This is a genomic window from Acinetobacter sp. 161(2023) (assembly GCF_037027805.1).
Classification (GTDB): domain Bacteria; phylum Pseudomonadota; class Gammaproteobacteria; order Pseudomonadales; family Moraxellaceae; genus Acinetobacter.
In genome coordinates this window covers 1-25,140 of sequence record NZ_JAZEYD010000007.1, presented here as the reverse complement: position 1 = coordinate 25,140, position 25,140 = coordinate 1, and the positions used below count along the sequence as shown (strand labels likewise).

25 protein-coding genes and 1 riboswitch are annotated in these 25,140 nt (G+C 37.7%); of the genes, 15 read left to right on the top strand and 10 right to left on the bottom strand.

Translation table 11 applies throughout. The features are described 5' to 3' along the window. Nucleotides 1-56 precede the first annotated feature (56 nt). The 3 genes from WA249_RS08100 to WA249_RS08090 all read left to right on the top strand — a co-directional run bounded on the left by WA249_RS08100 (nt 57) and on the right by WA249_RS08090 (nt 2,258). On the top strand, nt 57-656 hold the full coding sequence (locus WA249_RS08100) for an IMPACT family protein (RefSeq protein ID WP_336167728.1): 600 nt from the start codon (nt 57-59) through the stop codon (nt 654-656). Continuing rightward, nucleotides 649-1,260, top strand: coding sequence for an acyltransferase (locus tag WA249_RS08095; protein WP_336167726.1), 612 nt, complete (start codon nt 649-651; stop codon nt 1,258-1,260). Before WA249_RS08100 ends, WA249_RS08095 begins: the two co-directional genes overlap by 8 nt. 155 nt (nt 1,261-1,415) lie before the next feature. After that, on the top strand, nt 1,416-2,258 hold the full coding sequence (locus WA249_RS08090; RefSeq protein ID WP_336167724.1) for a universal stress protein: 843 nt from the start codon (nt 1,416-1,418) through the stop codon (nt 2,256-2,258). A 116-nt stretch (nt 2,259-2,374) separates the two neighbouring features. Here the strand turns inward: WA249_RS08090 and WA249_RS08085 are convergent, their stop codons facing one another. Next, on the bottom strand, nt 2,375-3,043 hold the full coding sequence (locus tag WA249_RS08085; RefSeq protein WP_336167722.1) for an O-methyltransferase: 669 nt from the start codon (nt 3,041-3,043) through the stop codon (nt 2,375-2,377). Nucleotides 3,044-3,255: 212 nt separating this feature from the next. On the opposite strand from WA249_RS08085, the gene WA249_RS08080 reads away from it, so the two are divergent. Then, nucleotides 3,256-3,696, top strand: a complete 441-nt coding sequence (locus WA249_RS08080) for a GNAT family N-acetyltransferase (protein ID WP_336167721.1) — start codon at nt 3,256-3,258, stop codon at nt 3,694-3,696. 44 nt (nt 3,697-3,740) lie between these two features. Here WA249_RS08080 and WA249_RS08075 read toward each other — a convergent pair whose 3' ends face one another. The 5 genes from WA249_RS08075 to WA249_RS08055 all read right to left on the bottom strand — a co-directional run bounded on the left by WA249_RS08075 (nt 3,741) and on the right by WA249_RS08055 (nt 9,665). Beyond that, nucleotides 3,741-4,463 (bottom strand): peptidase M15, encoded by a 723-nt coding sequence (locus WA249_RS08075; protein WP_336167719.1) that lies wholly within the window; start codon nt 4,461-4,463, stop codon nt 3,741-3,743. A gap of 130 nt (nt 4,464-4,593) precedes the next feature. After that, the gene (gene fdxA / locus WA249_RS08070) at nt 4,594-4,917 is read right to left on the bottom strand and encodes a ferredoxin FdxA (RefSeq protein ID WP_336167717.1); all 324 of its coding nucleotides are present in this window, start codon (nt 4,915-4,917) and stop codon (nt 4,594-4,596) included. A gap of 345 nt (nt 4,918-5,262) precedes the next feature. Beyond that, the gene (locus WA249_RS08065) at nt 5,263-5,793 is read right to left on the bottom strand and encodes a GNAT family N-acetyltransferase (RefSeq protein WP_336167715.1); all 531 of its coding nucleotides are present in this window, start codon (nt 5,791-5,793) and stop codon (nt 5,263-5,265) included. A gap of 61 nt (nt 5,794-5,854) precedes the next feature. After that, a complete protein-coding gene (gene mutS, locus WA249_RS08060; RefSeq protein ID WP_336167713.1) occupies nt 5,855-8,494 on the bottom strand; it encodes a DNA mismatch repair protein MutS in 2,640 nt (879 codons plus the stop codon). A 259-nt stretch (nt 8,495-8,753) separates the two neighbouring features. Beyond that, the gene (locus WA249_RS08055) at nt 8,754-9,665 is read right to left on the bottom strand and encodes a LysR family transcriptional regulator (protein WP_336167711.1); all 912 of its coding nucleotides are present in this window, start codon (nt 9,663-9,665) and stop codon (nt 8,754-8,756) included. Nucleotides 9,666-9,768: 103 nt separating this feature from the next. Between WA249_RS08055 and WA249_RS08050 the strand changes: the two genes are divergently transcribed. From WA249_RS08050 to WA249_RS08030, 5 genes are all read left to right on the top strand, one after another. Then, entirely contained in the window at nt 9,769-10,965 is a 1,197-nt protein-coding gene (locus tag WA249_RS08050; protein WP_336167709.1) for an MFS transporter, read from the top strand. 229 nt (nt 10,966-11,194) lie between these two features. Further along, nucleotides 11,195-12,127 carry a CDF family Co(II)/Ni(II) efflux transporter DmeF gene (gene dmeF / locus WA249_RS08045; protein ID WP_336167707.1) on the top strand — a complete coding sequence of 311 codons (933 nt, stop codon included), beginning with the start codon at nt 11,195-11,197 and terminating at the stop codon, nt 12,125-12,127. A 38-nt stretch (nt 12,128-12,165) separates the two neighbouring features. Next, a riboswitch (yybP-ykoY riboswitch) is annotated at nt 12,166-12,363 on the top strand. A gap of 10 nt (nt 12,364-12,373) precedes the next feature. Further along, nucleotides 12,374-13,372 (top strand): sodium:calcium antiporter, encoded by a 999-nt coding sequence (locus WA249_RS08040; RefSeq protein WP_336167705.1) that lies wholly within the window; start codon nt 12,374-12,376, stop codon nt 13,370-13,372. A gap of 364 nt (nt 13,373-13,736) precedes the next feature. Then, a complete protein-coding gene (locus WA249_RS08035) occupies nt 13,737-13,925 on the top strand; it encodes a hypothetical protein (protein WP_336168054.1) in 189 nt (62 codons plus the stop codon). A gap of 642 nt (nt 13,926-14,567) precedes the next feature. After that, the gene (locus WA249_RS08030; RefSeq protein WP_336167703.1) at nt 14,568-15,128 is read left to right on the top strand and encodes a TetR/AcrR family transcriptional regulator; all 561 of its coding nucleotides are present in this window, start codon (nt 14,568-14,570) and stop codon (nt 15,126-15,128) included. Between the two features lie 151 nt (nt 15,129-15,279). Here WA249_RS08030 and WA249_RS08025 read toward each other — a convergent pair whose 3' ends face one another. Together WA249_RS08025 and WA249_RS08020 are read right to left on the bottom strand one after the other, a co-directional pair. Beyond that, nucleotides 15,280-15,717 carry a DUF2147 domain-containing protein gene (locus WA249_RS08025; protein ID WP_336167701.1) on the bottom strand — a complete coding sequence of 146 codons (438 nt, stop codon included), beginning with the start codon at nt 15,715-15,717 and terminating at the stop codon, nt 15,280-15,282. Between the two features lie 325 nt (nt 15,718-16,042). Beyond that, on the bottom strand, nt 16,043-17,038 hold the full coding sequence (locus WA249_RS08020) for a GlxA family transcriptional regulator (RefSeq protein ID WP_336167699.1): 996 nt from the start codon (nt 17,036-17,038) through the stop codon (nt 16,043-16,045). Nucleotides 17,039-17,157: 119 nt separating this feature from the next. Here WA249_RS08020 and WA249_RS08015 point away from each other — a divergent pair, with 119 nt between their 5' ends. The 4 genes from WA249_RS08015 to WA249_RS08000 all read left to right on the top strand — a co-directional run bounded on the left by WA249_RS08015 (nt 17,158) and on the right by WA249_RS08000 (nt 19,777). After that, nucleotides 17,158-17,928, top strand: a complete 771-nt coding sequence (locus tag WA249_RS08015) for an alpha/beta hydrolase (protein ID WP_336167697.1) — start codon at nt 17,158-17,160, stop codon at nt 17,926-17,928. 23 nt (nt 17,929-17,951) lie between these two features. After that, entirely contained in the window at nt 17,952-18,584 is a 633-nt protein-coding gene (locus tag WA249_RS08010) for an FMN-dependent NADH-azoreductase (RefSeq protein ID WP_336167695.1), read from the top strand. A gap of 2 nt (nt 18,585-18,586) precedes the next feature. Then, nucleotides 18,587-18,868, top strand: a complete 282-nt coding sequence (locus WA249_RS08005) for a YciI family protein (RefSeq protein ID WP_336167693.1) — start codon at nt 18,587-18,589, stop codon at nt 18,866-18,868. 438 nt (nt 18,869-19,306) lie between these two features. Then, a complete protein-coding gene (locus WA249_RS08000) occupies nt 19,307-19,777 on the top strand; it encodes a Csu type fimbrial protein (RefSeq protein ID WP_336167691.1) in 471 nt (156 codons plus the stop codon). Between the two features lie 124 nt (nt 19,778-19,901). Here WA249_RS08000 and WA249_RS07995 read toward each other — a convergent pair whose 3' ends face one another. Then, nucleotides 19,902-20,579 (bottom strand): hypothetical protein, encoded by a 678-nt coding sequence (locus tag WA249_RS07995; protein WP_336167689.1) that lies wholly within the window; start codon nt 20,577-20,579, stop codon nt 19,902-19,904. A gap of 48 nt (nt 20,580-20,627) precedes the next feature. Further along, nucleotides 20,628-22,799 (bottom strand): TonB-dependent siderophore receptor, encoded by a 2,172-nt coding sequence (locus tag WA249_RS07990; RefSeq protein WP_336167688.1) that lies wholly within the window; start codon nt 22,797-22,799, stop codon nt 20,628-20,630. Between the two features lie 647 nt (nt 22,800-23,446). Between WA249_RS07990 and WA249_RS07985 the strand changes: the two genes are divergently transcribed. Both WA249_RS07985 and WA249_RS07980 read left to right on the top strand, forming a co-directional pair. Continuing rightward, nucleotides 23,447-24,820 carry a TolC family protein gene (locus WA249_RS07985; protein WP_336167686.1) on the top strand — a complete coding sequence of 458 codons (1,374 nt, stop codon included), beginning with the start codon at nt 23,447-23,449 and terminating at the stop codon, nt 24,818-24,820. Then, nucleotides 24,817-25,140 (top strand): biotin/lipoyl-binding protein (locus WA249_RS07980; RefSeq protein WP_336167684.1); only part of this gene is annotated, 324 nt, incomplete at its 3' end. The genes WA249_RS07985 and WA249_RS07980, both read left to right, overlap by 4 nt.

Below are 25,140 nucleotides of genomic sequence, written 5' to 3'. Positions count from 1 at the left end.
TTTGATTCTATTAAATTCACGTTATAATTTGATTTTTATTATGCTTTATTTAATTTATGGCTTTTACGATTGCATCACCCGTTACATTTGAAGAAGAAATTAAAAAAAGTAGATTTCAGGCGATTGCTGTACCCGTAGAAAATGAGCAGCAAGTTAAAGAATTTTTAGAACAAAACAAAGATATCTCGACAACTCATCAATGTTGGGCATGGAAAATTGGCCATAACGTACGGTTTAATGATGATGGTGAACCATCCGGAACGGCAGGGCGTCCAATCTTGGCAACCATTGAAGGGAATGACCTGACGAATATTATTGTGATGGTGAACCGTTGGTATGGTGGAATAAAACTTGGAACTGGCGGTCTTGTTAGAGCATACGGTGGCTGTGCTGGGCAGTGTTTACTTTTGGCTGAGCGTATTGAACTCATTGCAAAGAAGACGATTCATTTTTCTTGTCACTTTAATGAATGGGCCATATTTCAATATGAGCTTACTCAACAACAAATTGAATATCAGGAAACCTACACTGCAACGGGTGTAGATATTGAGGCAAGACTACAAATACATCAAATTGAACCACTTGCTTTGAAACTTAGAGATGTTACGCGTGGTCGTGAAGAATTAAAAATTGAAGAGGAATTAACTGATGACTGATTCCTTACTCAAATATCGGGAACAACATAAGCACCGTTTAAACTATATGCCTTGGTTATATTGGACTTTAAAACCTAAACATCGTGCTTGGGCCGAAGAATGGCAAAAAGAATATCAAGCTTATTTGATGGATATGGAAACAGTTGAGATTGGTGAAAACTGTTTTATTTCACCCTTAGCTCATATTTTTGCTGAACCCGGACGCAAAATTATTATCGGTGATAATTGTTTTGTTGCAGCAGATTGCAGTTTGCATGGACCGCTTGAAATTGGCAATGAGGTCGCGATAAATCATCATTGTATTTTAGATGGGGGCCGAGCTGGCATAAAGTTGCATGACCAAGTCCGTATTGCTGCTTATTGTCATTTATATGCGTTTGATCATGGCATGCAGTTAGACCGTCCCCTTTACCAGCAACCTGTTACTTCCAAAGGAATTGAAATTGAACAGGACGTTTGGTTAGGTGCACATGTGGGTATTAAAGATGGTATTAAAATAGGAAAACATGCTGTGGTTGGCATGAATAGTATGGTCACAAAAGATGTGGAACCTTACCACATTGTAGGGGGCAACCCCGCAAAATTTATTCGTTTAAGGGAATAATACAGTCTCAAGAATGTAATAAAATGTTTGATCTTTAAACAAAAAAGTTGGTTTTTATACATAAACCTTAACATACGAATTTTTATCTATGTTAAGTTAAAGCTAAGTTTTAATAATAATCTCCAAGGCAATAGACCTGAAGAAGAGAGGCTAACATGAACCGTGTTATTGCGTGTATTGACTCATCACCGTGTATTAATGCTATTGCCGATGCAGCAGCATGGATTGCGAAAGCAACCGGACGAGAACTTGTATTATTACAAATTCTAGACTATTACCCTGCAAGTTATCATCTTGGTGAAATTAGTGGAGTAATCGGCTTTGAAAGCAATGCAATGCTGCTAAAAGAGTTAGCTGAGCTGGAACAAAAACAAAGTGAACTCGCTTTAGACTATAGCAATAATTTACTCCGTCATATTTCTGATCTTATTAAAGAAAAACACGATATTACGTGTTCAAAAATTCAAGAAAAAGGTGATTTTTTAGAGCAAAGTTTTAATCTCTTGCATGAAAATGACATCGTAATTTTAGGTCGAGTCGGTGAAAGAGCTGCCGAAAAACATAAACCAATTGGTAGCAATGTTGAAAACTTTATTCGTGGAGCCAACTGTACTGTTTTGACTATTGGTGAAAACTTTAAAATACCAACCCGTTTTATCTTCGCTTATGAATATTCACCAACTTGTCAAAAAATGATGCGTCGTATTGCGCAAAGTGATTTATTGCGAACACTGCAATGTCATTTGGTCTATGTAGGGGATCATCCAGAAATTTTAAATGAACCTGAGCATTACCTTAAACAAGCAGGTATCGATGTTGTGACTGTATATCGTTATGGTGATGTTGCACAAAATATTTTAGAGTACCAACAAGAACATGGTATTCAAATTATTGTGCTAGGAGCATTTAGTCATAGCAAGATTCATCAATTCTTCTTGGGTAGTATTGCAACAACCATTTTTAGAAACGCGACTGTACCGTTACTTGTGGCTAAATAATAAGATTTCCATATAGTTATCCGCAAATCTTGTGGATAACTATATGGAAAAGCAACAGTAATAAAAGTAATATATTGATTATAAATAAAAAAATAAAAAAGATGATTTTTTAACCGTTATTTCACAATTGCAATTGCGAACCCATCGTGACCTTTTGAACCAACCGTTTGTAACGCTGTACAAGACAATATTTGTGGATGGTTTTCAAGGGCTTTAAACATTTCACGGATGCCCTCAATACTTGGTTTTTTATTATCTGGATTTAAAATGTCACCTGCGCGAATCACATTATCAAGCACAATAATCGTACCTGATCTGGAGAATTTTAGGCTCAACTCTAAATATTCCGGGTAACCCTGTTTATCTGCATCAATGAAAATAAAATCAAAAGGCTCGATAGATTGAGGATCAATCTCAGAAAGAATATCTGCGGCACGGCCAGCTTTAAGCTCAACTTTTACAGGAAGATTAGCATGGTCGATATTTTTTTGTGCCATTTCTGCGTGAGTATCACGGCCTTCTATTGTCAGTAAATAACCATCTTCAGGTAACGCACGACCCAACCAGATGGTACTGTATGCAGCAAAGGTTCCAATTTCTAAAACTCGTTTGCATTTATTCATTTGAATAAGCATCTGCAAGAACATACCTTGGTTAGGAGCCACTGCAAGATGATTTGAAAAGCCGTGTTCGTCGGTATTTTTTAATGCATATTCGAGTCGCGGGTCTTCGGGAATTAAATGTGAATCGATATATTGGTCAATGTCTGTCCACATCTGCTGCATAATCAAATTTACCTATATGTTGTTAGGGGGTATTTTAAACGTTTATGCCTAGAGTGCAAAAATCTTCGATTGAAGAAATGTTGGTTGATTGGGAAATGAGCAAATTACTGTTTCTAATCCACTAACCCAAATTAAAAAAATAAATATGAAAAGGCTCATTTCTTGCTTATTTTTTATCACTGTTTAGTTAGGAATGTATAAATGAGATGGATATGAGGTTCGGTGTTTTCACAAGTGCAGATTTAGAAGAGGGTGTGGGGGTTTATTGCTCAGCTTTTAGTAGTGAGCCATGGAATGAGCAGTTTGATGATTTAGAACCAATTAGAAAATATTTTGAGAGTTATTTTCAATATTCATGTTCTTTTGGCTTTTGCGCAAAATGGGAAAACCAATTAATTGGTGTTGGAATGGGACATATTCATCCAACTGTACAAGGTTTTCGTTATTATCTAGATGATTTTTTTATTCACTCCCAACATCAGGGAAAAGGAGTTGGTTCTAAGCTTTTAAATTATATAGAAGTAAAATGTAGAGAAAATAATATAGAAACCATTGTTTTGCACACTTTGAGAGAATCAATTTCAGAAGATTTTTATAAAAAGCGTGGCTTTAAAACCCGTTCAAAACTTATCTCTTTAGCGATACGCTTGTAGTGGGCTTAAGTAAAAACTCCTTTCGGTTGAAAGGAGTTTTTTAATTAGAAATTACACATCGAACTGCCTCGAGTTAAATCAGGCCCCCAAGTACGATAGCCTTGAGTATCGATATGAATTTGTCCAGAGCTATATAAACCAACACCTAAGTTTAAGCTTTGACCATGCTGAGCCCAGAATTGACAGAGTTTAAACTTTGTATTTTCAATAAAAGCATAGTCTTGTGGCTGCGGAACTTCTGGTCCAATACGGAAATCAATTGCAGAGTTAAACAAATGTTTAGAAGAGCTTGCACCACCAGCACACTGGTTTAAAGGCAGGTCACGATAAACTGAAGTCACTTCAAAGTCGGTTAAAATTTTTGTGGCAACTAAATATTTAAATACGCGTAGAGTTGATAAAGAGTTATTCCATAGCTCACGGTTTGGTACTGCATATTCTGAACTACCGCATTTTTGCCAATCACGAGCTGATCTTAATAATTCAAAACTTGGTACGATACCTGCCACCTCATTACGCGCTAGAAATTTTTCATATTCACGTACGCGTTCATAATGATCGCCTATATTTAACCAAGCGCGATAGGAAGCAGGCTCAACTTTAGGGGGAATCGGGCGCTCGATAATAACGCGCTCTTGTGGGATAAAGATTCGTTTACCACTTGGAGAGGTTTTGCCTGTTGTTGTGTGTTGGGGAGAGCTGACACAACCTACCATAACCACTGGGATTATGCATAAGGGCACCATACTCTGCAAAAACTTCCGCATAAGAAAAATCAAAAGCTTATAAATATTGCGGCTATTTTAATGCAAAACAGCGCACAAATTACGAGGAATTTGCAATGAAATGTTTGAATAGGGTATAAAAAAGATCAGCACTTGCTGATCTTTTTTTAAATTACTTTTCAAGATATTGTAATTTATCAGGTTTGCCGTTCCATTCTTCACGGTCAGCTGGCTGGTCACCAATTTGAGTAATGTTAGGCCATTTTTGAGAAAGATCAGCATTTAATTCAATAAACGCTTCCTGACCTGCTGGTAACTCATCTTCAGAGAAAATTGCATTTGCCGGGCACTCTGGTTCACATAATGCACAGTCAATACATTCATCCGGATTAATCACTAGGAAATTCGGACCTTCGTAAAAACAGTCTACAGGACAAACTTCTACGCAATCTTGGTATTTACATTTAATACAATTTTCAGTGACAACAAAGGTCATGGCGACAGCTACCTAAAAAATATGGTTTCATTTCGAATAGCTTATTTTAGGCAAAAAAGGGGTAAACAAACAATTGCTTTTATTGATATTCTTTATTCATGCATATGAAGATAAGTTAATACGTTGATAATCAAACAGATCTTTCAGTCTTATGAACTGCTTGTCTATAAAATTAAAATAATAATATATTTTATAAAACAATAACTTAAAAAATATTTTCTTTAAATATTCAGATGTCATTTAAGTCAAGGCATCTATTTTATGAAATGCCTTAACTTCTCATTTTTTCTTTTACAAATTTTGATTTTCTGCTGTTTTTGTTGAAAGCTTCCTAAATCTGTAGCACTAAAGGGTACACAGCAAGTGGATATCTTCAGGTTCGAGCTGCCAAAGTTGTTGATCTGGGAGACTTAACGGTTGTGCACCATGCCTCATATAGAAATCTACAGTGCGTCGACTTGGGGTCGCTGAAATATACAATTGCTTTGCACCGAGTTGCTTGGCGGACTCTTTTGCAGCTTGCATAAGTTTGGTACCAATACCTTGACCTTGTCGGTCTGCATCGACATAGAAATAGTGGAGTAATTTCGCTTGGGGGTAATCCGCTATAAGTTGATTTGAGACTACGCTCACGCCAACCAATTTTTCTGCGGCATCAAATGCACCGACAAATATTGAACCTTGTTCATAGAGTTGTTTGAGTTTAGGCGGATCATTTTCTAGATGATATGAGTCCCAATGTTGCACATCAAAAAAACAATCTACTAATTCTAAATGTTGCTGTTTTTGTATGTAGTTTTGAGTAATTAATTCACGACGGCTAATCTGCTGCCAAATAAGATCGATTTCTGAATTTTGTAAAGATCTTAAGATCATATAAATATTATTCTCCGAGATGAATAAGCAGACCGAAGCCTGCTTATTCAGACATGATTTATTAAGATTTCAGAGCAGCTTTCAGCTCATAGAGTTGTTCAAGCGCCTGACGAGGCGATAAGTTATCGACTTCAATTTGCTTAAGTAAGTCTAGAGCAGGGGATGAAACTTCGATTTCGACAACTTTTTCTATAATTTGTGAACCAGAGTTCGCATCTGGTGGAGCAAACAAATCATTTTGAAAGCTGGTTTGAAGATGTTGCTGCTGCTGTTTTTCCAAAATGCGTAAACGCTTTTGTGCTTCTTTAATAACGTTGGCAGGAATGCCTGCTAATTTTGCAACCTGTAAACCATGACTTTGACTTGCAGGGCCTTGCTGAACTTTATGCAATAAAATCAGATTGCCATTAAGTTCTTGCGCCGTAACATGATAGTTATCAATTCCTGCTTCACTACCAAGTTCAGTCAACTCGAAATAATGAGTGGCAAATAAACATAAGCATTTTACGCGCTTTGTTAAATCAACCACACAAGCCCATGCTAAAGATAAACCGTCATAAGTACTGGTTCCGCGGCCAACTTCATCCATTAAAACCAGCGATTGATTGGTGGCATGGTGCAGAATTTGCGAAGTTTCTGTCATTTCAACCATAAAGGTAGATTTGCCTGTAGATAAATCATCGGCTGAACCAATACGAGTGAAAATTCGGTCAATTGGACCAAGCTTGGCTGCTTTAGCTGGCACATAGCTACCGCAATAAGCAAGCAAACTAATTAATGCTGTTTGACGCATGAAGGTTGATTTACCGCCCATGTTTGGACCGGTAATAATTGCCATGCGGTGCTGAGCATCAAGGAAAGTATCATTTGGGGTAAATGGTGCTTTATTTAATGCTTCAACTACAGGATGTCGACCTGCCTGAATTTTAATTCCAGTTTCTGGAGTAAATTCAGGGCGCGCCCAATTATTTAAACGTGCTTGATGAGCAAAGTTTGCAACCACATCAATTTGAGCAATTGCTGAACTCATCATTTGGAGATGAGCAATATTTTCACGAAGATTTTCAAGTAAAGCTTCAAATAGCGCTTTTTCACGTGCTAATGCACGCGACTCACTCGATAGTACTTTATCTTCAAAACTTTTTAGTTCTGGGGTAATGTAGCGTTCAGCATTTTTTAAAGTTTGGCGACGGATATAGTCAGCAGGGGCTTGTTCAGCTTGAGCACGAGTCAGTTCTATGTAGTAACCACTTACACGGTTATAGCCGATTTTAAGGGTATTAATGCCGGTACGTTCACGCTCTTTAATTTCTAAATCAATGAGGAACTGACCTGCATGATCGCGAATTTGGCGTAATTCATCGAGATCAGCATCGTAGCCTTCTGCAATTACATTGCCATCACGAAGTAATACAGGTGGGTTTTCAACAATGGCTGCCATTAAATGTTGATGAAGCGCTTTAAAATCACCAAGTTCTTGATCAAGTTCAACTAATAACTTAGATTTTTTCGCTTGAATGACTGGAGTTAACGCTGTTCTTAAAGCTGGAATTTGTGCACATGCGTGACGAAGCTGTACTAAATCACGTGGTCGCGCACTGCCTAGTGCAACGCGGCTAAGCACACGTTCAATATCACCAATTTCTTTAAGCACTAAACGAACAGGACTTTCATGGTAGCCCTGAATGAGTTGTTCAATCGCATCTAAACGAGCATCGAGCAAGGCTGTATCACGAACAGGTTGCATGAGTGTACGGCTTAATAAACGACCACCCATTGCCGTTTGGCAATCATTTACCAATTGGAATAATGAGGTGCCATGTTCAAATAACGGTTCAATAATTTCTAGGTTACGACGCGTGATAGGGTCGAGCGCAATAAAGTCTGTGCTTTGCTCAAGCTGAATTGAACGGATATGTGGTAATGCAGTTTTTTGTGTTTCTTTTGCATAGTGAATGAGTGCAGCGGCAGCAGCTTTAGCTAAAGGCAGTGGGTCTAAACCAAAACCTGAAAGCGTTGATACCGTAAACTGGTCACATAAAGTTTTTTGTGCGTTATTTAGATTGAAGTCTACATTTGGACGTTTGGTAACAGGGCATTCTAAGTGTTTTTTAATTTGCTCGATAATATTTGTGTCGACCAAGTCTTCATCAATCAAGATTTCACTTGGCATTAAACGCGCAAGTTCAATAGGTAATTGTTCTGGCTTGTAATCTTGCTGTTGAACTTTAAAAATGCCTGCACTTAAGTCGAGTAACGCAAAACCAATTTGGTTTTGATGAATGCATAATGAAACGAGATTAGACGATTGATAACTGCTGAGTAAAGCATCATCAGTTAAAGTACCTGGGGTCAGAATACGAACAACTTTACGATCAACCGGACCTTTACCGGTTACTTCTCCGACTTGTTCGCAAATAGCTACAGTTCGCCCAGCTTTGACAAGGCGTGCAAGATAACCTTCTGCCGAATGATAGGGAACGCCTGCCATTGGAATTGGGTTGCCGTTTGCTTTACCACGATGGGTTAAGGTAATACCTAAAAGTTTAGCTGCTAAATGGGCATCTTCAAAGAAAAGTTCATAAAAGTCGCCCATACGATAAAACAGCAACGCATGTTGATAGTCTTTTTTAACCTTGAGATATTGCTGCATCATTGGAGTGTGGGTGGAGAGATCGGCCATGATTTCAGCGCTATTCATGCGTAATAAACCCTTAAAAAATCAATAATATTTTACGTTTGGTCATCTAACCAATTCTAACAACTTCTGTATGAATTGGACTTAATCAAAGAAAAAAGTATACCTTTTAGTGTACCTTTTTTATGTCAAAATTGAGTCAACAGTGTGTGAGAGCTTAACTTAATTTCCCAAGCTTGCCATCTTAACAAATTGCGACTGATTGGCAAAAAGGATTCCTAAAATGAGCGAAGAAATAAACAGCAAAAAGAAAGTGACTTTATCAGCTCAAACTATCACTTAATTTCTGCTGCATGAAATCAATAATCGCTCTTGTTTTAGCGGGTAAGTAACGGCGATTTGAATAAAGTGCGAATAATTGCAATGGGGCTGCCGATTGTTCAAACTCAATCTCGATTAAACGTCCATCGCTAATGTAGGGTTGGCAAGCTTGCTTGGATAGAATCGCAAAACCGATACCTGATACGGCCGCTTGTCCGGCCATCTCTCCGCTGTTTACCCGATAATGTCCTTTAACCTTAATGGTCTCAAATTCACCCTTCTTATTTACAAATTGCCAAGGAGAACCTTTGAGTGCACTTACTGTTGTAATACAGGGTAACTCTTCAAATTGCTGAATATGAGTCGGGGTGCCATAACGCTGAATGACGGAGGGGGCTGCAACAATGGTGCAAGGGATAGTCACCAGATGACGAGCGATGTAGTCACTGTTATCCATCTGACCACGGGTAATAATGATAGCTAAATCCAGATCATCTCGCAGAGATTCTAAACCTGACAAATTGGTAACACAGCTAATTTCTAGGTCTGGGTACTGACAGGCGAAATCGGCAATAATAGAACCTAGCAATGCGGGGCCTATTTCATTGGGAATACAGATTCGTAAAGGGCCTTTGAGTTGCATTTGCCGCGACGTTAATTCTGTCTCAGTTTGCTCAAGTGCCTCTAATAATGGTTTTGCTCGGGTGTAGAGTAGTTGCCCCGCCTGAGTGAGTTTCATATGTCGGGTGCTACGCTCAATGAGCTGAAGATCCAGTTTTTCTTCTAACTGAGAAATACAGCGACTCACGTTTGATGTCGGCATTTCAAGGATTTTCGATGCTCCAACAAAACTTTCTCTTTCAACCACAGCAATGAACACTTTCAGGGTATTAAAATCCAGAGTCGGACGCATCAATTATCCCATATTTGATAATAATAAGTGCCATTTCTACCATATAATAAACACCATTGATAGTAGTTAAACTCGGATATCTTTCATTCATAGGTTGCTTGCTATGCCCCCAGTCATGCAGACATTTAATCATAAAGCTCTCATGCGGATAGCCATTGTAATTGCTTTTGTCCAGTTCACCAATGCACTGGAATATATGGTGTTCAACCCTGTATTTGTTTTTATGGCAACAGATTTCGCGGTGCCTGTATCATTCTCAGGCTATGTGTCAGGCATGTACACACTTGGTGCTGTCATTTCTGGAGTCATTGCCTTTTACTGGATTGGTCATTTCAATAAGAAAAAATTTTTAATCGCCAATATGGCACTCTTAGCTCTACTGACACTTTTAACTACATTCACATCCAGTTTTAGTTTTCTACTTGCACTTCGATTCTGCGCAGGGTTGGTTGGTGGTACCACCATGGGCGTGGGTATCAGTATATTGATAAACAACGTGCCGCCTAACTTGCGCGGAAAAATGTTGGCGACGGTGATTGCGTCATTTTCGATAGTAAGTATTGTAGGAATGCCCACGATATTATTTTTGTGCACACATTATGACTGGCATGTAGCTTTGTGGCTCATAAGTGCATTGTGTGTGTTGGCACTGCCATTGATTGTATCCATCATCCCCCAAGATCCAATCTCTTTAGACACGTTCGCTAAGCAGCCTCTCGATATGCAAACTTTACTGTTCGCTTCCAGTAATGCACTTGTACAGTTTAGTCCTATGCTGGTCATTCCTATTTTGGCACCATTAATGATTGAGCAGTTGGGCGCTTCGAAAAATTTGCTGCCTTGGCTCTTCTTCTGTGGGGGCGTGATAGGTTATTTGTCTACAAAAATTACAGGGGCGTTAACCTCCCGTTTTTCTGCTTTACTACTGGCTACAGCTTCGACTCTAGTCTTTATACTCAGTTTGCTTATACCAATGCTGGGCTATGAGCATGCAGCGTTATTTATTAGTTTATTTCTCGGTGCATCTTATAGTCGTTTGGTGTCATCTTCAGTGGTTACGATGCAGTTTCCTAACGACCGACAACGAGCTGGATTTTCTTCATTACAGACATCCATCATGTATTTGCTGACAACAGTTGCTTTTTTCTTATCTGCCTTTTTATTACCTGCTCATGGCATGACGCCACAAAGTGTAAATACGTTACTGGCGGTATGTGCAATTTCCGCAGCAGGGTTCCCAATATTGGTTATTATTTTGCAAAAGAAGCTGGCTAAACGTTTTCATCTGAGGCAATTCTAAAGCCGCTATTTTTCGGTACATTAAAAGAGTAATAACTAATAAGATTTTGGCTTCTGGCTCATTACCCATTTGAACACTATATTTTCCTAAAAATATATCTATATGTTCTGGTGCATGAGTCTTGAAGGTCAAATACTTATTAAAAATTTTCGTGTCTCACTAGAGAGATGACATATTTTCTTTCAAAAAAATATATACTATAGGGGAGTATCATTGAACGAACATAAATATGGAAATCAACAGTAATTTAGAACGCTATCATTCTCATCAGTTTGATGAAGGAAACCCGCTTGCTCAAAAGAAAATTTTGATTGCAACCATCTTAACTGCGGTGATGATGGTCTTTGAAATTGTGGGTGGATGGATATTTAACTCCATGGCACTTTTGGCTGATGGCTGGCACATGAGTTCACACATGGTTGCTCTAGGGTTGGCTTATGTTGCTTACAAAATGGCGCGCCGTTATGCCCATGACAAACGCTTTAGTTTCGGAACGTGGAAAATTGAAATTTTGGGGGGCTATAGTAGTGCAATCATATTAATGGTTGTTGCGCTATTAATGGGAGCTCAATCTATTGATCGATTACTTCATCCCGTTGATATCCATTACAATGAAGCGATTCCTATTGCTGTTGTAGGTTTGGCTGTCAATATAATCTGTGCATGGTTATTACATGATAATCACGGACATGACCACCATCATGATCATGAGCATAGTCACCATCATCATGATCACCATCACGATTTAAACCATAAAGCTGCGTTTATACATGTGGTTGCCGATGCTGTAACTTCGGTATTAGCCATAGTCGCTCTTATTGCTGGTAAATATTTTGGATGGAACTTTTTAGATGCTTTATTGGGGATCGTTGGTGCCATACTGGTTGCGCAGTGGTCTTGGGGGCTTTTACGTGATACAGGAAAAACTTTATTAGATGCGGAGATGTCACATCCTGTGGTGGCAGAAATACAAGAAGTAATTGAGCAATTGTCCCAAGTGAAAATTACAGATTTACACGTATGGAAAGTAGGTAAGGAAAAATTTTCATGCATTTTGGCTTTAGAAACGAATAGAACAGATTTAACACCTGATTTGGTCAAAAAAGCATTGTCTATTCATGAAGAAATTGTACATGCCAGTGTAGAAATACATTTTGTCTGACCAACTCTATAGAGTTGTAATTAAATCACTGCTAAAATCCACAGCATTGTCATTGGGGAGTAGCCATTCCTAGTACCCGCTAGGAAGACCACGTCAACAAACTTGAGATCAGTGTCTCATGGCGTGTTCAGCCACTGTATAACAGTATGAGCTAGGCGAGACCTTTGGCCGCAACGTACTTTGCTAGTCGGGCGAGGAGCGTTGTCGCGCCAATGGTTTCTTATTCGCCCGGCTGGAACTATTCCTATGCTCCTCACTTTTATCTTATTCTTTTTGTCCGCTGGGGCAATTTATCTCGCCTGTGAATATTTCGTTAACGGCATTGAATGGTTTGGTAAGCGTCTTAACCTTGGGGCAACCGCAGTAGGTTCAGTTCTCGCAGCTTTTGGTACAGCGCTGCCTGAAAGTGCAGTCACTTTTATGGCTGTCGTATTTGGTAATACTCCAGAACAAAAAGATCTTGGTGTTGGGGCTGCAATGGGTGGCCCATTGGTTCTGGCTACCTTGGGTTACGCCGTAGTTGGTCTGGTATTAATTCTTCATCGCAAGAAGTTAGCTCGAACTTCGCATCAAGTACAAGTTGATTATGCTCGGTTAAGTCGAGATCAAATCTCTTTCCTTGCTATCTTTGTATTAAAAGTGGCGCTTGGTTTAGTGGCATTTGCAATCAAACCTTGGTTAGGCATACTATTTTTAGCGGCTTATGCAGCCTATGTTTGGCGTGAGATTAAGGAGGCGGACACAGCCTCAGATGAAGAAGAACTAGAACCTCTTAAATTTCGTCCAAACACAGCCGAACCATCATTAGGTTGGGCTGGTCTACAAGTCTTGCTGGCTTTAGTTGTGATTAGCATTGCATCACACACATTTGTTGCTCAACTTGAAGCGATTGGTACACTTCTAAACTGGCCGCCTCACATAGTTGCCTTGTTACTGAGTCCTGTAGCTACAGAATTACCTGAAATTATGAATGCTCTGATTTGGGTGCGCCAAGGCAAAGAGCGTTTAGCTTTAGCTAACATTTCAGGTGCTATGATGATTCAGGCCACCATTCCAAGTGCATTAGGTATTTTCTTCACACCGTGGCGCTTTGATTCTTTGCTATTAGCATCAGGTGTTATTACCGCACTGGCTATTGTATTTCTGTGGAGCTTGTTCCGACGCGGTGTGGTCAATGACCGAGCATTGGTAGCAGTAAGCGGTTTGTATGGCATTTTTGCATTTTTAGTTGTGATTTATCTTTGATAATACCGAATTATTTATCCTTACTTTTTTGTGGGCATTCCTGCGCAAGAGTTCGCTATGATGGATGACTGATTTTTAGTGCGATAATAATAAAGAGGCTTAGGCCTCTTTATTATTTTTTAAGAGGTTCCAGATTTGATTTTTTTTTTATTTTAAATGGAGCATAAAGTTAGGTATACCATACGATATGCAAAAGTTTAGGTTTGATAAATATTAAATTTACGATAACTATTTATTTGATATTTCTGGAAGATATATTTGGGTACATTTTTTTTAGTATTGAAATTAAAAAAAGATCATAATAATTATATTGATAATAAAAAGGAGAAAAGAGATGGAACTTAGAGCCGTAAAAATGCATAAAATGTTTAGAGATTTTCATGAAGAAAAGGAACTTGGCTATGTAGGGGAATATGATGAAAAACATAACCTTATAGCGATATATGATATTTTCAAAGAAAAAATGAAGAAAATAGAAGGAACTTATCAATGGGTTTTACCTTCATCGGGTGAGGTATTTTTTGTTGAGGAAGATCCGCTATATAGTCGTTAGTGAATTTTGCCTCCTACTTTAAGCAGGGAAATGCCTCTTCATAAATTCCAATTTAACCATAACTTATTAATTATTTATCCTTACTTTTTAATGATCTATTTTAAAACAAATGTCATTTTGTGTGCTTGACTGCAAGAGGGTTGGGCACTATCCTTTGCCTGCTGGCCTACATTGCCAGTCGGTCGTCGCAGACCGTTTCACACCGCATCAGGGCTATTCCATCTGAGGAGTAGTTTTGTGTGTACTCTCGTTCCCTCCCGTAGCGGTAGGACGGGAGAGGGACACCTATGGTGTGCTGGTTGTGTGACCAGTCTGCGAACCCTCTTCCGTTCTGCCACCATAATTTTAATGTTTTGGCAGAACTCCCAATAAAAAGGAGTTGGCTTTGCACATTCATTATTTCTTGGCAACCCTTGCCAAAAGCTATAACGACACAGCTTAAAAATTTAAAGCAGCTTGATCACCTTTAGGGTTTTCAGGCTTTAAGTCATTACGGCTCAAAAATTTGCATTAACAATAAAACTTGAGATGTGCCAAGCACAGTCTTTACGGCTTTGCTGTGCCTTTTTTCACCTTTAGAAAAGTGGAAGGCTTTTATATCTCATTTATATACAACAATAATTTTTTTATAACGGTAAAAATATGCCACATTTAGAAATCTCTTCCAAAAAACTAAAAGTCGTTCAAACGGCTATACGTTTATTTACCACTTATGGTTTTCAGACAGCAGGTGTAGATCTGATCGCCAAAGAGTCCAAAATACCAAAAGGCACCTTGTACAACTACTTTCACTCAAAAGAAGATTTGATTGAAATGTGCATTGTCTTTCAAAAAAGCATGCTGAAAGAAGACGTACTTTCGATTGTCTACTCAAGTCGTTATCGCACCTCAAGCGATAAACTCAAAGAAATTGTGCGCTTACATGTCTGTTTCAATAGCCTCTATCACTTATTACTCAAAGCCATATTTGAAATTAAACTTGTTTATCCTCAAGCCTACCATCTGGCGGTTGAATATCGAAAATGGCTGCTTCGAGAGATTTTTGATTTGATTTTTAGCTTGGAAACTTGTGCAATAAAACCAGATGCGGACATGGTTTTAAACCTAATAGATGGTTTGCTGCTACAGGTTTTAAGCTTAAACAGTTTGGATGAAAGGGATGCTGTGGTGGAATGCTTCTTTAAGCCTACTTGTTTAAGGTAAATCAATTAAATGATAGGGCTTATCCCATCTTTAACTAATTAACTAGCCTAACAATATTTAGAAGATTAAATGGAAAATTACATGGTTTTTGAGGCAAGTGATGACTTCAAAAAACCATGCAATTTTAAGAACAAGGCTTTGTGCTTAAAGCTTATTTAACTCGATACCACGTTTGGTTGCGGCCAATTGCAGAGATACCAATGTACCCACGGGCGGTAAGTTTATCCCAATCTGGTGATACGATTACACTAAATTTATAAGTCTTATCTGACTGAGGGTCGAGAACAGATCCCTTGTCATATTTATTTTGACTTACATTTTTTAAATTTTTGACGATGGTTAAACCCACTAAAGATTTGTTTTTGTAGGTACCTTCACACATCGTACATTTATTTGCTTCATTTGTAACAAGGATTTTTTCAATGTTCGCAGATAGAACCCCATTTTTATCTTCGCTAAATCTAACCAGTGCTCTAGGTTGATTGGTTTCATCATCAATGGTTTTCCAGACAGTACCATTGAGTTTATCGGCAGCAAATGAATGAACCGAAAAAGAGCTGAGTAAAAGTAGGAATAAATATTTTTTCATAACAATCATTTCTCAAATTAACAACTAGGGTGGCTTTAACTGCCAAAATTATTCATTTTAAAGTTAACTGTACAGTCTTCTTTGGATTGAATCTAGAAGATTGACGATATGTAAATCCATATAATATGTAAAGGTGTATTCTATTTCTAATTACCTTACTTTGATTGTTTATTTTGTAATTAAGAGGATGGATAGAATTATTTAGTTTTACAGGTTATTGTTGGGGCATAGTTATTGTGAGATAGGAATCTAAGCTTAGACGGCTTTTTCCTTATTCACGAAAAAGCCAATTTCGAATGATATTTCTTTCAGTTATTCAATTCCTTTAAACTCTATTCTTAATATATTTTCTATATTCTAATGGGTTCATATTTAAGATCTTTATAAAAGCTTTTCTAAAGGCAGTATCTTCACTGTAACCACAATTTTGTGCGATTGTCTTAATAGATAAACTATTGTTTTCTAATAAGTAACATGCTTTCTCTATTTTAAATCGAGTAATTAAATCTTTAGGACTTTCATTGGTTAATTTCTTAACTTTTCTATAAAGTGTTCTTTCGCTTATATTTAATTTTTCAGCTAGTTCTTCAAGTGAAATATTCGGATTAGTATATTTAACAAACTCTTCAATTTTCATGAGCAAAGGATCAACTGAACTCGTAAAACCTTCAGGCACATATATTTGCTGAGATACAGGCTGTGCTCCTGCAACTGCTAAATCTGAGGTTGCCTTGGCGACTTCCGGTCCTGCAAATTGATTAATAATATAAAGTACGAGTTCAATCCAAGATAGTGGACCACCAGTTGTAATAATATTTTTATCTTTTTCAAAGGTTTTGCCCCAACTTAATTTTCCATTTGAAAATCTTTTTTGAAAGGTATGATACAACCACCATGTGGTGGCATAGTTCTTCCTATTTAATAAGCCTGCATCTCCAAGTACGAAAGTTCCAGCGCAAACACCACATATAATTGTTTTTTTGATATTTTCGTTTTGGAGCCATTCTAATACTGCTTTATATTCTGAAGGAATAATGGGAGTTTGTTCATCGCTGAGCATCATTCCTGGCACAATAATTAAATCACTATTTATTGCTTCTTCTATCGAAAGATCTACATCTATCATTTTATTTTGCGCATTTACAACAGGCTTACCATCAATACTTACGAGGTTAACTTTAAACTCATTAATTTCCTTTAAGTTTTTTAAATTCAATAAGTTTTTGCTTTTTATAATATTGTTGGCAATCCAGAAAATATCATTAATTCCGGCTATGGCTGAATAAATACAAAATTGAGGCACATAAATTAAGATTTTCATAAATTGAGCTTACATAGTTTGGCTGATTTTGCATGAATGTTGTCTTATAAGACATCTATCCCATAATTTCAAACCTACTATACTTTTAAAAAGTTGAATAGTTATTGGAATGAATGATCATGAAAAATAATAAAGTTAAAAGTTTAACTTACCGTTTAATGCTATCTGCGTTAACGCTATCTCCATTTGTGATTCAAAGTGCTCATGCAGCAGTTAAAAATATTGTTTTAGTGCATGGTGCCTTTGCTGACGGATCTAGTTGGAGTGCTGTTTCAAGTCGATTGCAATCGCTTGGATACCATGTTACTTCCGTTCAAAACCCATTAACTTCTTTAGATGCAGATGTTGATGCGACAAGACGAGTTTTAGAAAGACAAAAAGGTGACGTACTTCTTGTTGGTCATTCTTGGGGTGGTGTGGTTGTAACAGAAGCAGGTAATGCACCAAATGTGAAAGGTATTGTTTATTTATCAGCCCTTGTACCGGACAGTAATGAATCGGCATCAGATTTACTCACCCGATTAAAATCGCCAATGGAGGGGATGGAGCCTGATAAAAATGACCTAATCTGGTTAGATGACTCTAAAAAGTTTCAACACGTAATGGCGAATGATATGTCGGAAAAGCAAGCTAAGTTACTTGCATCTGTTCAACAGCCTATCTCTGCTAAAGCATTCACTCAAAAAATTTCTGAAGCTGCGTGGCGTGTAAAGCCTACGTGGTATCTCATTACAACTCACGACAATGCATTGAGTCCGCGAACACAGGAATTGATTTCTAAACAAACTCACTCAAATGTAATGCAGCTCAACTCTAGTCATTTATCTTTGATTTCTCACCCAGATCAAGTTTCTAAACTTATTGATAAAGCAGCTAAAAGCTTTAAATAGTAATTTCTCATTAGGCGATATTTATGAAAATTTTACATATTGATTCGAGTATTCTTGGCGAACAATCTATATCTCGAAAACTGGCAGCTACTTTTATAGAGCGGTTCAACAAAGCAGATTATCAAAATGAAATTACTTATAGAGATATTGTTAAAGATCCTATAAGCCATTTAACAGGAGAAATCGCAGCAGGTTTTAGAAACTTAAATATAGATATTTCTGATAAAAATGTAGTTAAGGAACATCAGCTTTCCGATGAGTTGGTTGTCGAGTTCCTAAATAGTGAACTCATTATAATATCTGCCCCTATGTATAACTTTTCTATTCCTACTCAGTTAAAAGCATGGTTTGATCGAATTGCACAGGTAGGTAAAACATTTAAATATACAGAAAATGGCCCCGTAGGCTTATCAGAGGGGCGTAAAGTAGTAATTTTATCTGCAAGAGGAGGATTCTATTCAAAAGAGCCTCTCTCTCATATGGACTTTCAAGAAAAATACATCACCGCTTTTTTCAATTTTTTAGGCATTAAAGATATTCATTTTGTGAGAGCAGAGGGAACATCAAAAGCCCCAGTGATTAAAGATATTGAAATTCAAAAAGCTCTGTCAAGTATTGATGAAGTCATTAGCAACTTAAATAAAAAAGAAGATTAATTATGCTTTCATATATTACGTTAACTTATAAAGTTTCAGATGAGATCATTCGTAAGCATCTTGAAAGTCACAAAGCATGGTTGAAGGAAAACATTGATTTGGGTCATTTCATCTTGGCTGGACCTATCGAGAATGAAAACGCTGGTTTTATTCTAAGTACACTCGTTAATAAAGATCATCTTCAAGATGTTCTTAAGAGTGATCCATTCGTTGAATTTGATTTGGTCGAAATTGAAGTAAAGAAATTATCTTCAATCATTAAAAATAAAAATTTTCTATTTTAACTTTAGATAAGGGGATAATAATTTATTTAGCTATTGAGTAAAAGTATAAACTATTAATTTAAATCAATTTTTAATTTTAAAAATGCAGCTTAATAAGGTTGGTAAATTAAACTTTGTTAAGCTTCAGTATTTAAAAAAATGATTTTTAAGTACTTATTACATTGAGGTATCCACTAGTTCTTAACTCCTAATAAAATAGTTTATTAAATGTAATTAACAGGAATAAAAAATATTAACTACTTTTTAAATTAGATAGATTACGTTTATTCCATCACAAATTATAAGAATAATATGAAAATCATGTGATTATTATCGATTGACAGTAGGCGATATTAAGTTTTATAACTAAATAATCCTGAAACTGTTTCTTTAGTAAAACAGAAAAATGAAAATATAAAGATGAGTAGAAATTAGAACAAAAAAAGATAAGGAGAAGAAATGAAAGTCATTAAATACGCCTTATTTTCCCTTATGGGAATGCTGATAATAAATAGCGCAGAGGCTGGAAATGCATCTACTTCATTAAAGGTTAGCTTAACCATTGTAGACACTTGTGAAGTTTCAACCCAAGGTAATTTAGATTTTGGTTCAGTTGTACGCGCTCAGCCAGTTGCTGCCGCAAGAACCGATGTATCTGTCCAATGTAGCAAAAATACACCATATCAAGTAGCGGTCACCTCAGACAATAACTTTGAGCTTAAGTCTGCTGCAAGCACAGCTTCTGTAGCATATGTACTATTTCAAGATGCTGGTCATACGCAAATTTGGGGAGGGTCAGGAAGTAAAATACACTCAAGTATTGCGACAGGAATGAAAGAAAATATTCCTATTCATGGGGTAATTACATCGAGTACCAATGTTCAGGCCACCCAATATGAAGATTGGGTACGTGTGAACGTTGTATATTAATAGTAGAAAAATAAAAAAAATAATAAATGCAGCAGTGTCTGCTGTAGACGTAAAAAGCTTTATTTCAGGGATAAGCAAATGTAAATAATCAACTATCCCCAAAACAAAATTTTTCTGAAGAATTTTATTTATTGATGAGCCATTGAATTGAGGCATCAAACAGTTTTAACCCATCGTCAGATAGATTGGTAAAGGTGTCATTGTTAAGAAAGAACATGAGTCGTTTTGCAGGAGCTAAAGATTCATAATCCATAGTTGCACCTTTCTCATAACCCCAAATTGCCACTTTTTCAGGTTGCCCATAAATGGTCGCAATAATGGTCGCGCCTAAGCCGGGTTTGCCCCAACTCATTGGTGCTTGCGCTTTATAGACATTGTGAGTTCCCGCAGCAAGATGTGCAGATAACGGATGTGGAGCATTTACCAGCCACAAGTAACGTTCTTTCTCGACTTCGCCAAAATCGGTATTAATGCGTTTACCTGTCATAGCCAAATCATCAAGATAGTCGTTTTCCCACGTCATCAGTGGAACGGGCAGTTGACGCCAGCCTGATTGAAGGCTTTTAGAAGCAACAGTAGAAGAGATGATGACCAAATCTGTGTTCTTTAAATTATTTGGTGAAACAGATTGATCTAATACTTCAACTTGATAGCCTTTACTCTGCAAGTATTTTTGAATAGCGACATCTGTACTAGCCGATGACCCCTTGATCTGTGAGATTAGAGCAATTCGTGTTTGGGCGTAAACAGAAGAGCTAAACAGTGTGCCAATCAACACTACCGTAGAAAGAAGCTTTTTCATATTGATCTCGAAAGAGCAGCGCTTTAAACACTGCTCTGATCCTGTGTTTTAAAATTTAAAGGTTGCGCGTAATACTGCTTGGCGAGAGTCACCTTGAGATACGGCCAAATTATTGACGCTAGCTGTGTAGTAAGTTGTGTCAAAGATATTATTTAAATTAAATTGGAAAGTGACCGCTTGTTTAGCAATGGTGGTGTCATAACTCACAAAGGCATTGGCTAGTGTGTAGTCAGGTAGGTCAAAGGTATTTTCCGAATCACCAGCACGTTTTCCTACATAATTACCGCTCAAGCCTAAACGTAAGTTACCGTTGTAAAGCTGCCCATAATTATAGGCCAATGCCAGAGAAGCTGTATTACGCGCCACATTGTTTAGGCGGTTGCCCTCTAGGCCACTTTCATCTTCAGTCACTTTAGCATCTGTATAGGCATAGGTGAGGGTAGCATCAAGTTGATCTGTTAGACGGCCTGTCAGGTCGAGTTCAGCACCTTTAGAACGAACAGCGCCCGTTGTATGGAGTTCGACTTCATTAGTAGACGAGTTGGTAATTTTAGCTAAAACATTACGTTTTTTAATGTCGTAGATTGCAAAATTGGCTTTAACACGGTCATTTAATTCATATTTTGCACCAACTTCATAAGACTTAGCTTGTTCAGGTTGAACATCTGCATTAATGACAGCATCGCCGCCTAAAGGGGCAATTGAAGAAGATGGCTTAAGTGACTCGGTATAGCTACCATAGAATGAAAGTTGGTCATTCCATTGATAGACTAAACCTGCGTGTGGGAGCCAAGTATCATCGTTGGTATTGGTATTTTCCTTAAATGGTCTGCCACGTCCAGCAGTTTGCTCATAGTTTAGGTAACGACCACCAAGTACAGCAATCCATTTTTCATTTAAATGAATGGCATCTTGAACATAAAAACCATAGGTATGTAGTTTATCTGTTTGGTCGCTATCTGATGCGACAACATTTTGAGATGGTTCAACAGTTCCAAAACTTGGATTTAAATAATCTAAGGTTGAGGTATCACCACGAACCATATCTGGACGGAAATATTTGCGATATTCAATGTCTGAACCAATTTGAATATCATGTTTTAAACCAAACAGATTGGTTGAGCCATTGATGTAAGCTTGAGCATTACTGTCTATACTTTCTGCATTTAAAGTCGCATCGGTACGGCGTGTCACGGTATGTTTGGTCGTATCTAACTTGGTTACACGTAACTGATTGGCATCATAGGTTTCGTAGTTGTAGGTATAGCCGAAGTGAGCCGACCAATTATCATTAATTTGGTGATCTACCAACAGTTGAGCTAAATGATCTTCACCTTTCATTTGGTTAAAAGCTTCATCTAGACGTTGATATTTAGAGATGGGTAGGGCTTTGTTTGTTTTTGGATCAAAAACGGTAGAGCGATCAAAAGGTACATCAAAGTGGCGGTATTGATAGCTCAGGTTCACTTTAGTTTGACCATTATCCCATGCTAAAGATGGAGCAATTAATGACTGTTTGAGGTTACCAAAATTACGCCAATAGTCTGCATCTGAGTGATCGGCAATAAAGCGATAGGAAAAGTTACTATCACTAATCGCGCCCGTAGTATCGATGCTTGCGCCTAAACCATTTTTACCCGCAGCAAAGCTTGAACCATATATTGAAAGTTCAGTTTTCTGGGTAGTCTCCGGTTTTTTTGTAATGACATTAACCACACCACCCGGATCCATAATGCCATAGAGTAACGAAGAAGGGCCTTTTAAAACTTCAACTTGTTCAACTGCTGCATTCATGGTTCGGCCTTGCACAATCGGCATACCATTTACGGTAATTGAACCGTCACGGTTATCACCAAAACCACGCTTCATTACGGTATCTTGCGTACCGCCTAAAGTATTACCCTGCGTAATGCCGCTGACTTGGGTCAGTGCATTGTCCAGATTTGCAGGTAAATAGTCTTTCATATATTGCTTAGAAACGACATTTACGGTTTGTGGGCTTTCTAGATTTTTTTGATTGCCTCGTAAGGTCGATGCCGTTTGATTTTCGATATAGCTTGAGTTTGCTTCAGCCTGAACTTTAATGGTTTCTAATTGAGCAGGTTGGGCCGCAGTTGTTTCTGCCCAAGATATGATAGGCAGCAATGATAAAAGTAAGGGGCTACTATGTTTTAAAATTTCAACAGTAATTAAATTTTTACGTGGGGAGAAAGCAAACATAAGTATACCTAGGTGATATAGAAAATCGTGTTGAGGCTAAAAAAAGAGCAACTATTCAAGTGAACCGTAGTGCCGACTAGACCCCAAAAAGTGTGTAAAGTATATATAAATGAGACTCATTTGCAATGTTTTTGCGGAGGAATAAAAGCATAGAAAAATTAAATAACTGATAACGTTTTTATTATTTTTATTTTGCTTAGTATTAAGAAAGCCTAAGCTGTTTCTTTTAAGCTTTTTTTATACATCTGCTTAATCAAAGGGGTAATGCCACCTTCGAAAGAGTTACTGTAACGTGTGAGGAGTGGAAATAAGTATTTATGAAGAGAGCTTAGATTCTCTTCTTAGCAAAAACTATTTTTAATTTTTTCTTTATCAAATAAATTGTAAAGATTAACGTATTTTATTGGTGTATTGTCTCTAGGGTAGTGCATTTTCTGAAGCTAAGATTGAAAACTTGTGTCATATAATTTATTAATAAATAACACTATATATCTATTTTTGAAAAAATTTTTATTACTCTTTTTGATTTTTGGCTTTAAGCAAACACGATGAAAAATGATCATTTTATATATGATTGCTTAATTTCTTTTTAAGAAAATTGTTTTAGTTTTTCCAAACTACTGCATTAATTTTGATTTATAACTTTTATGTATAAGAAAAATTTGTACGCTGGCCTGAGTACTTCATTGCTTCTCACACTTTGTTTATCAGGGTGTGTGAGCTACCAAGCTTTATCATTACCAACCGCTACAAATTACCATGATCTAACGGTTGATCGTGGTTTGCTTAATCCTTTTCCTGCGCTAAAGGCATATCCATTTAATCCAGAACTCGGGCTAGATGCGCTGAATATTACAATGTTGGCAGTGAGCAATAATCCAGCGCTTCAGCTCGCACGAAAAGATATGGGCGTTGCGGAAGCACAGGTATATTCCGCAGGCTTGTTACCCGATCCTCAGTTGAGTTTAGCGCATGACATCCGTGTGGCGGCTGGATCTCAAGCAGCTTCTAGTATTGGTCTGAGTTATGATTTTATTGCTTTATTGACGCATTCTTTAGCTAAAAAACAGGCCAAGGAAAGCTTGCATCAGTCTGAGTTGAATCTGCTATGGCAAGAGTGGCAGGTGGTAGGTCAAGCACAGTTATTAATGACCCGATTACAAATGCAGCAAAAAACACTGTCAGTGCAATTGCAAAATCAAGCAATCGCAAAAGATCGAGTGAATCGCATGATGAAAGCAATGCAAACAGCTGGAGTCACGCGTGATCAGGTAAATGCTGATGTAGTCGCTTTGCAAGCTATAAATAGTCGTATTGATGACTTAAAAACAGCACAGCAAGTAGCACGTCATGATTTAAATGCATTACTGGGTTTAGCCGCAAACACACAACTCAATTTAAAATTTAATGATCAGGACATGGCTCAAAGGCCTAAGGTTGTGGACGCTCAACTGATTCGTGTCGCACTGGATCATATCAATACGCATAGACCTGACCTATTGGCTTTGCGTGCAGGTTATAGCAGTGAAGATGCTAAGTTACGTCAGGCCATCTGGTCTCAATTTCCTTCACTCAATATTGGCCTAACGCAAGCGAAAGACTCTTCGGGAGTTTCCAGTCAAAGCCTAGGCATTTCACTCAATTTGCCCGTGTTTAACGGTAACCGAGGCAATATTGCTGTCGAAAAGGCGACCAGACAACGCATGTATGAAGAATATCAGTCACGTTTAAATCAGACGGTGTTTGAAGTACAGCGTTTGCAAGCAGAACAGCAGCAGAATGTGGCAATTTGGCATGAGCGCTACCTTCGTTTAAAGCAGTTGCAGCAAGATGTAGAGAAAGCTACCCCAGCACATACACAACGTTTAATCGATGACCAAATTTGGCTTACCTTGCAGAACAATATGCTCAACCAGAAGCTGGACTTGCTTAATCTAGAGCAAACAATTCGCGAGCAAGCAGTTGGATTAAATACTTTATTAGGATTGCCCGTACTGCAATCTGCTGGAGTTACACCGTGAACAAACAGAATGTTTTTATTTTTGCCATCTTGGTAACCAGTACCTTGAGTAGTGGATTGGTATTTGCCGATAGCAAAGATCAGCCTACAAAGGATGTGGAACCTGTTGCTTTGGTACGAACCCAGTTTCCTGTGAAAAAATCATTGATGGATACAATTACTGTATATGGCAGTATTCAAAATCCACCACAGGCGATTTATAACGTTAACTTGCCACAAGCTGGTCAGATTACAGCGATTTATGTGAGCACGGGGCAATATGTTCGTAAAGGACAAGCCTTACTGACCATTAAAACTGATCCACAACTCATTATGAATACT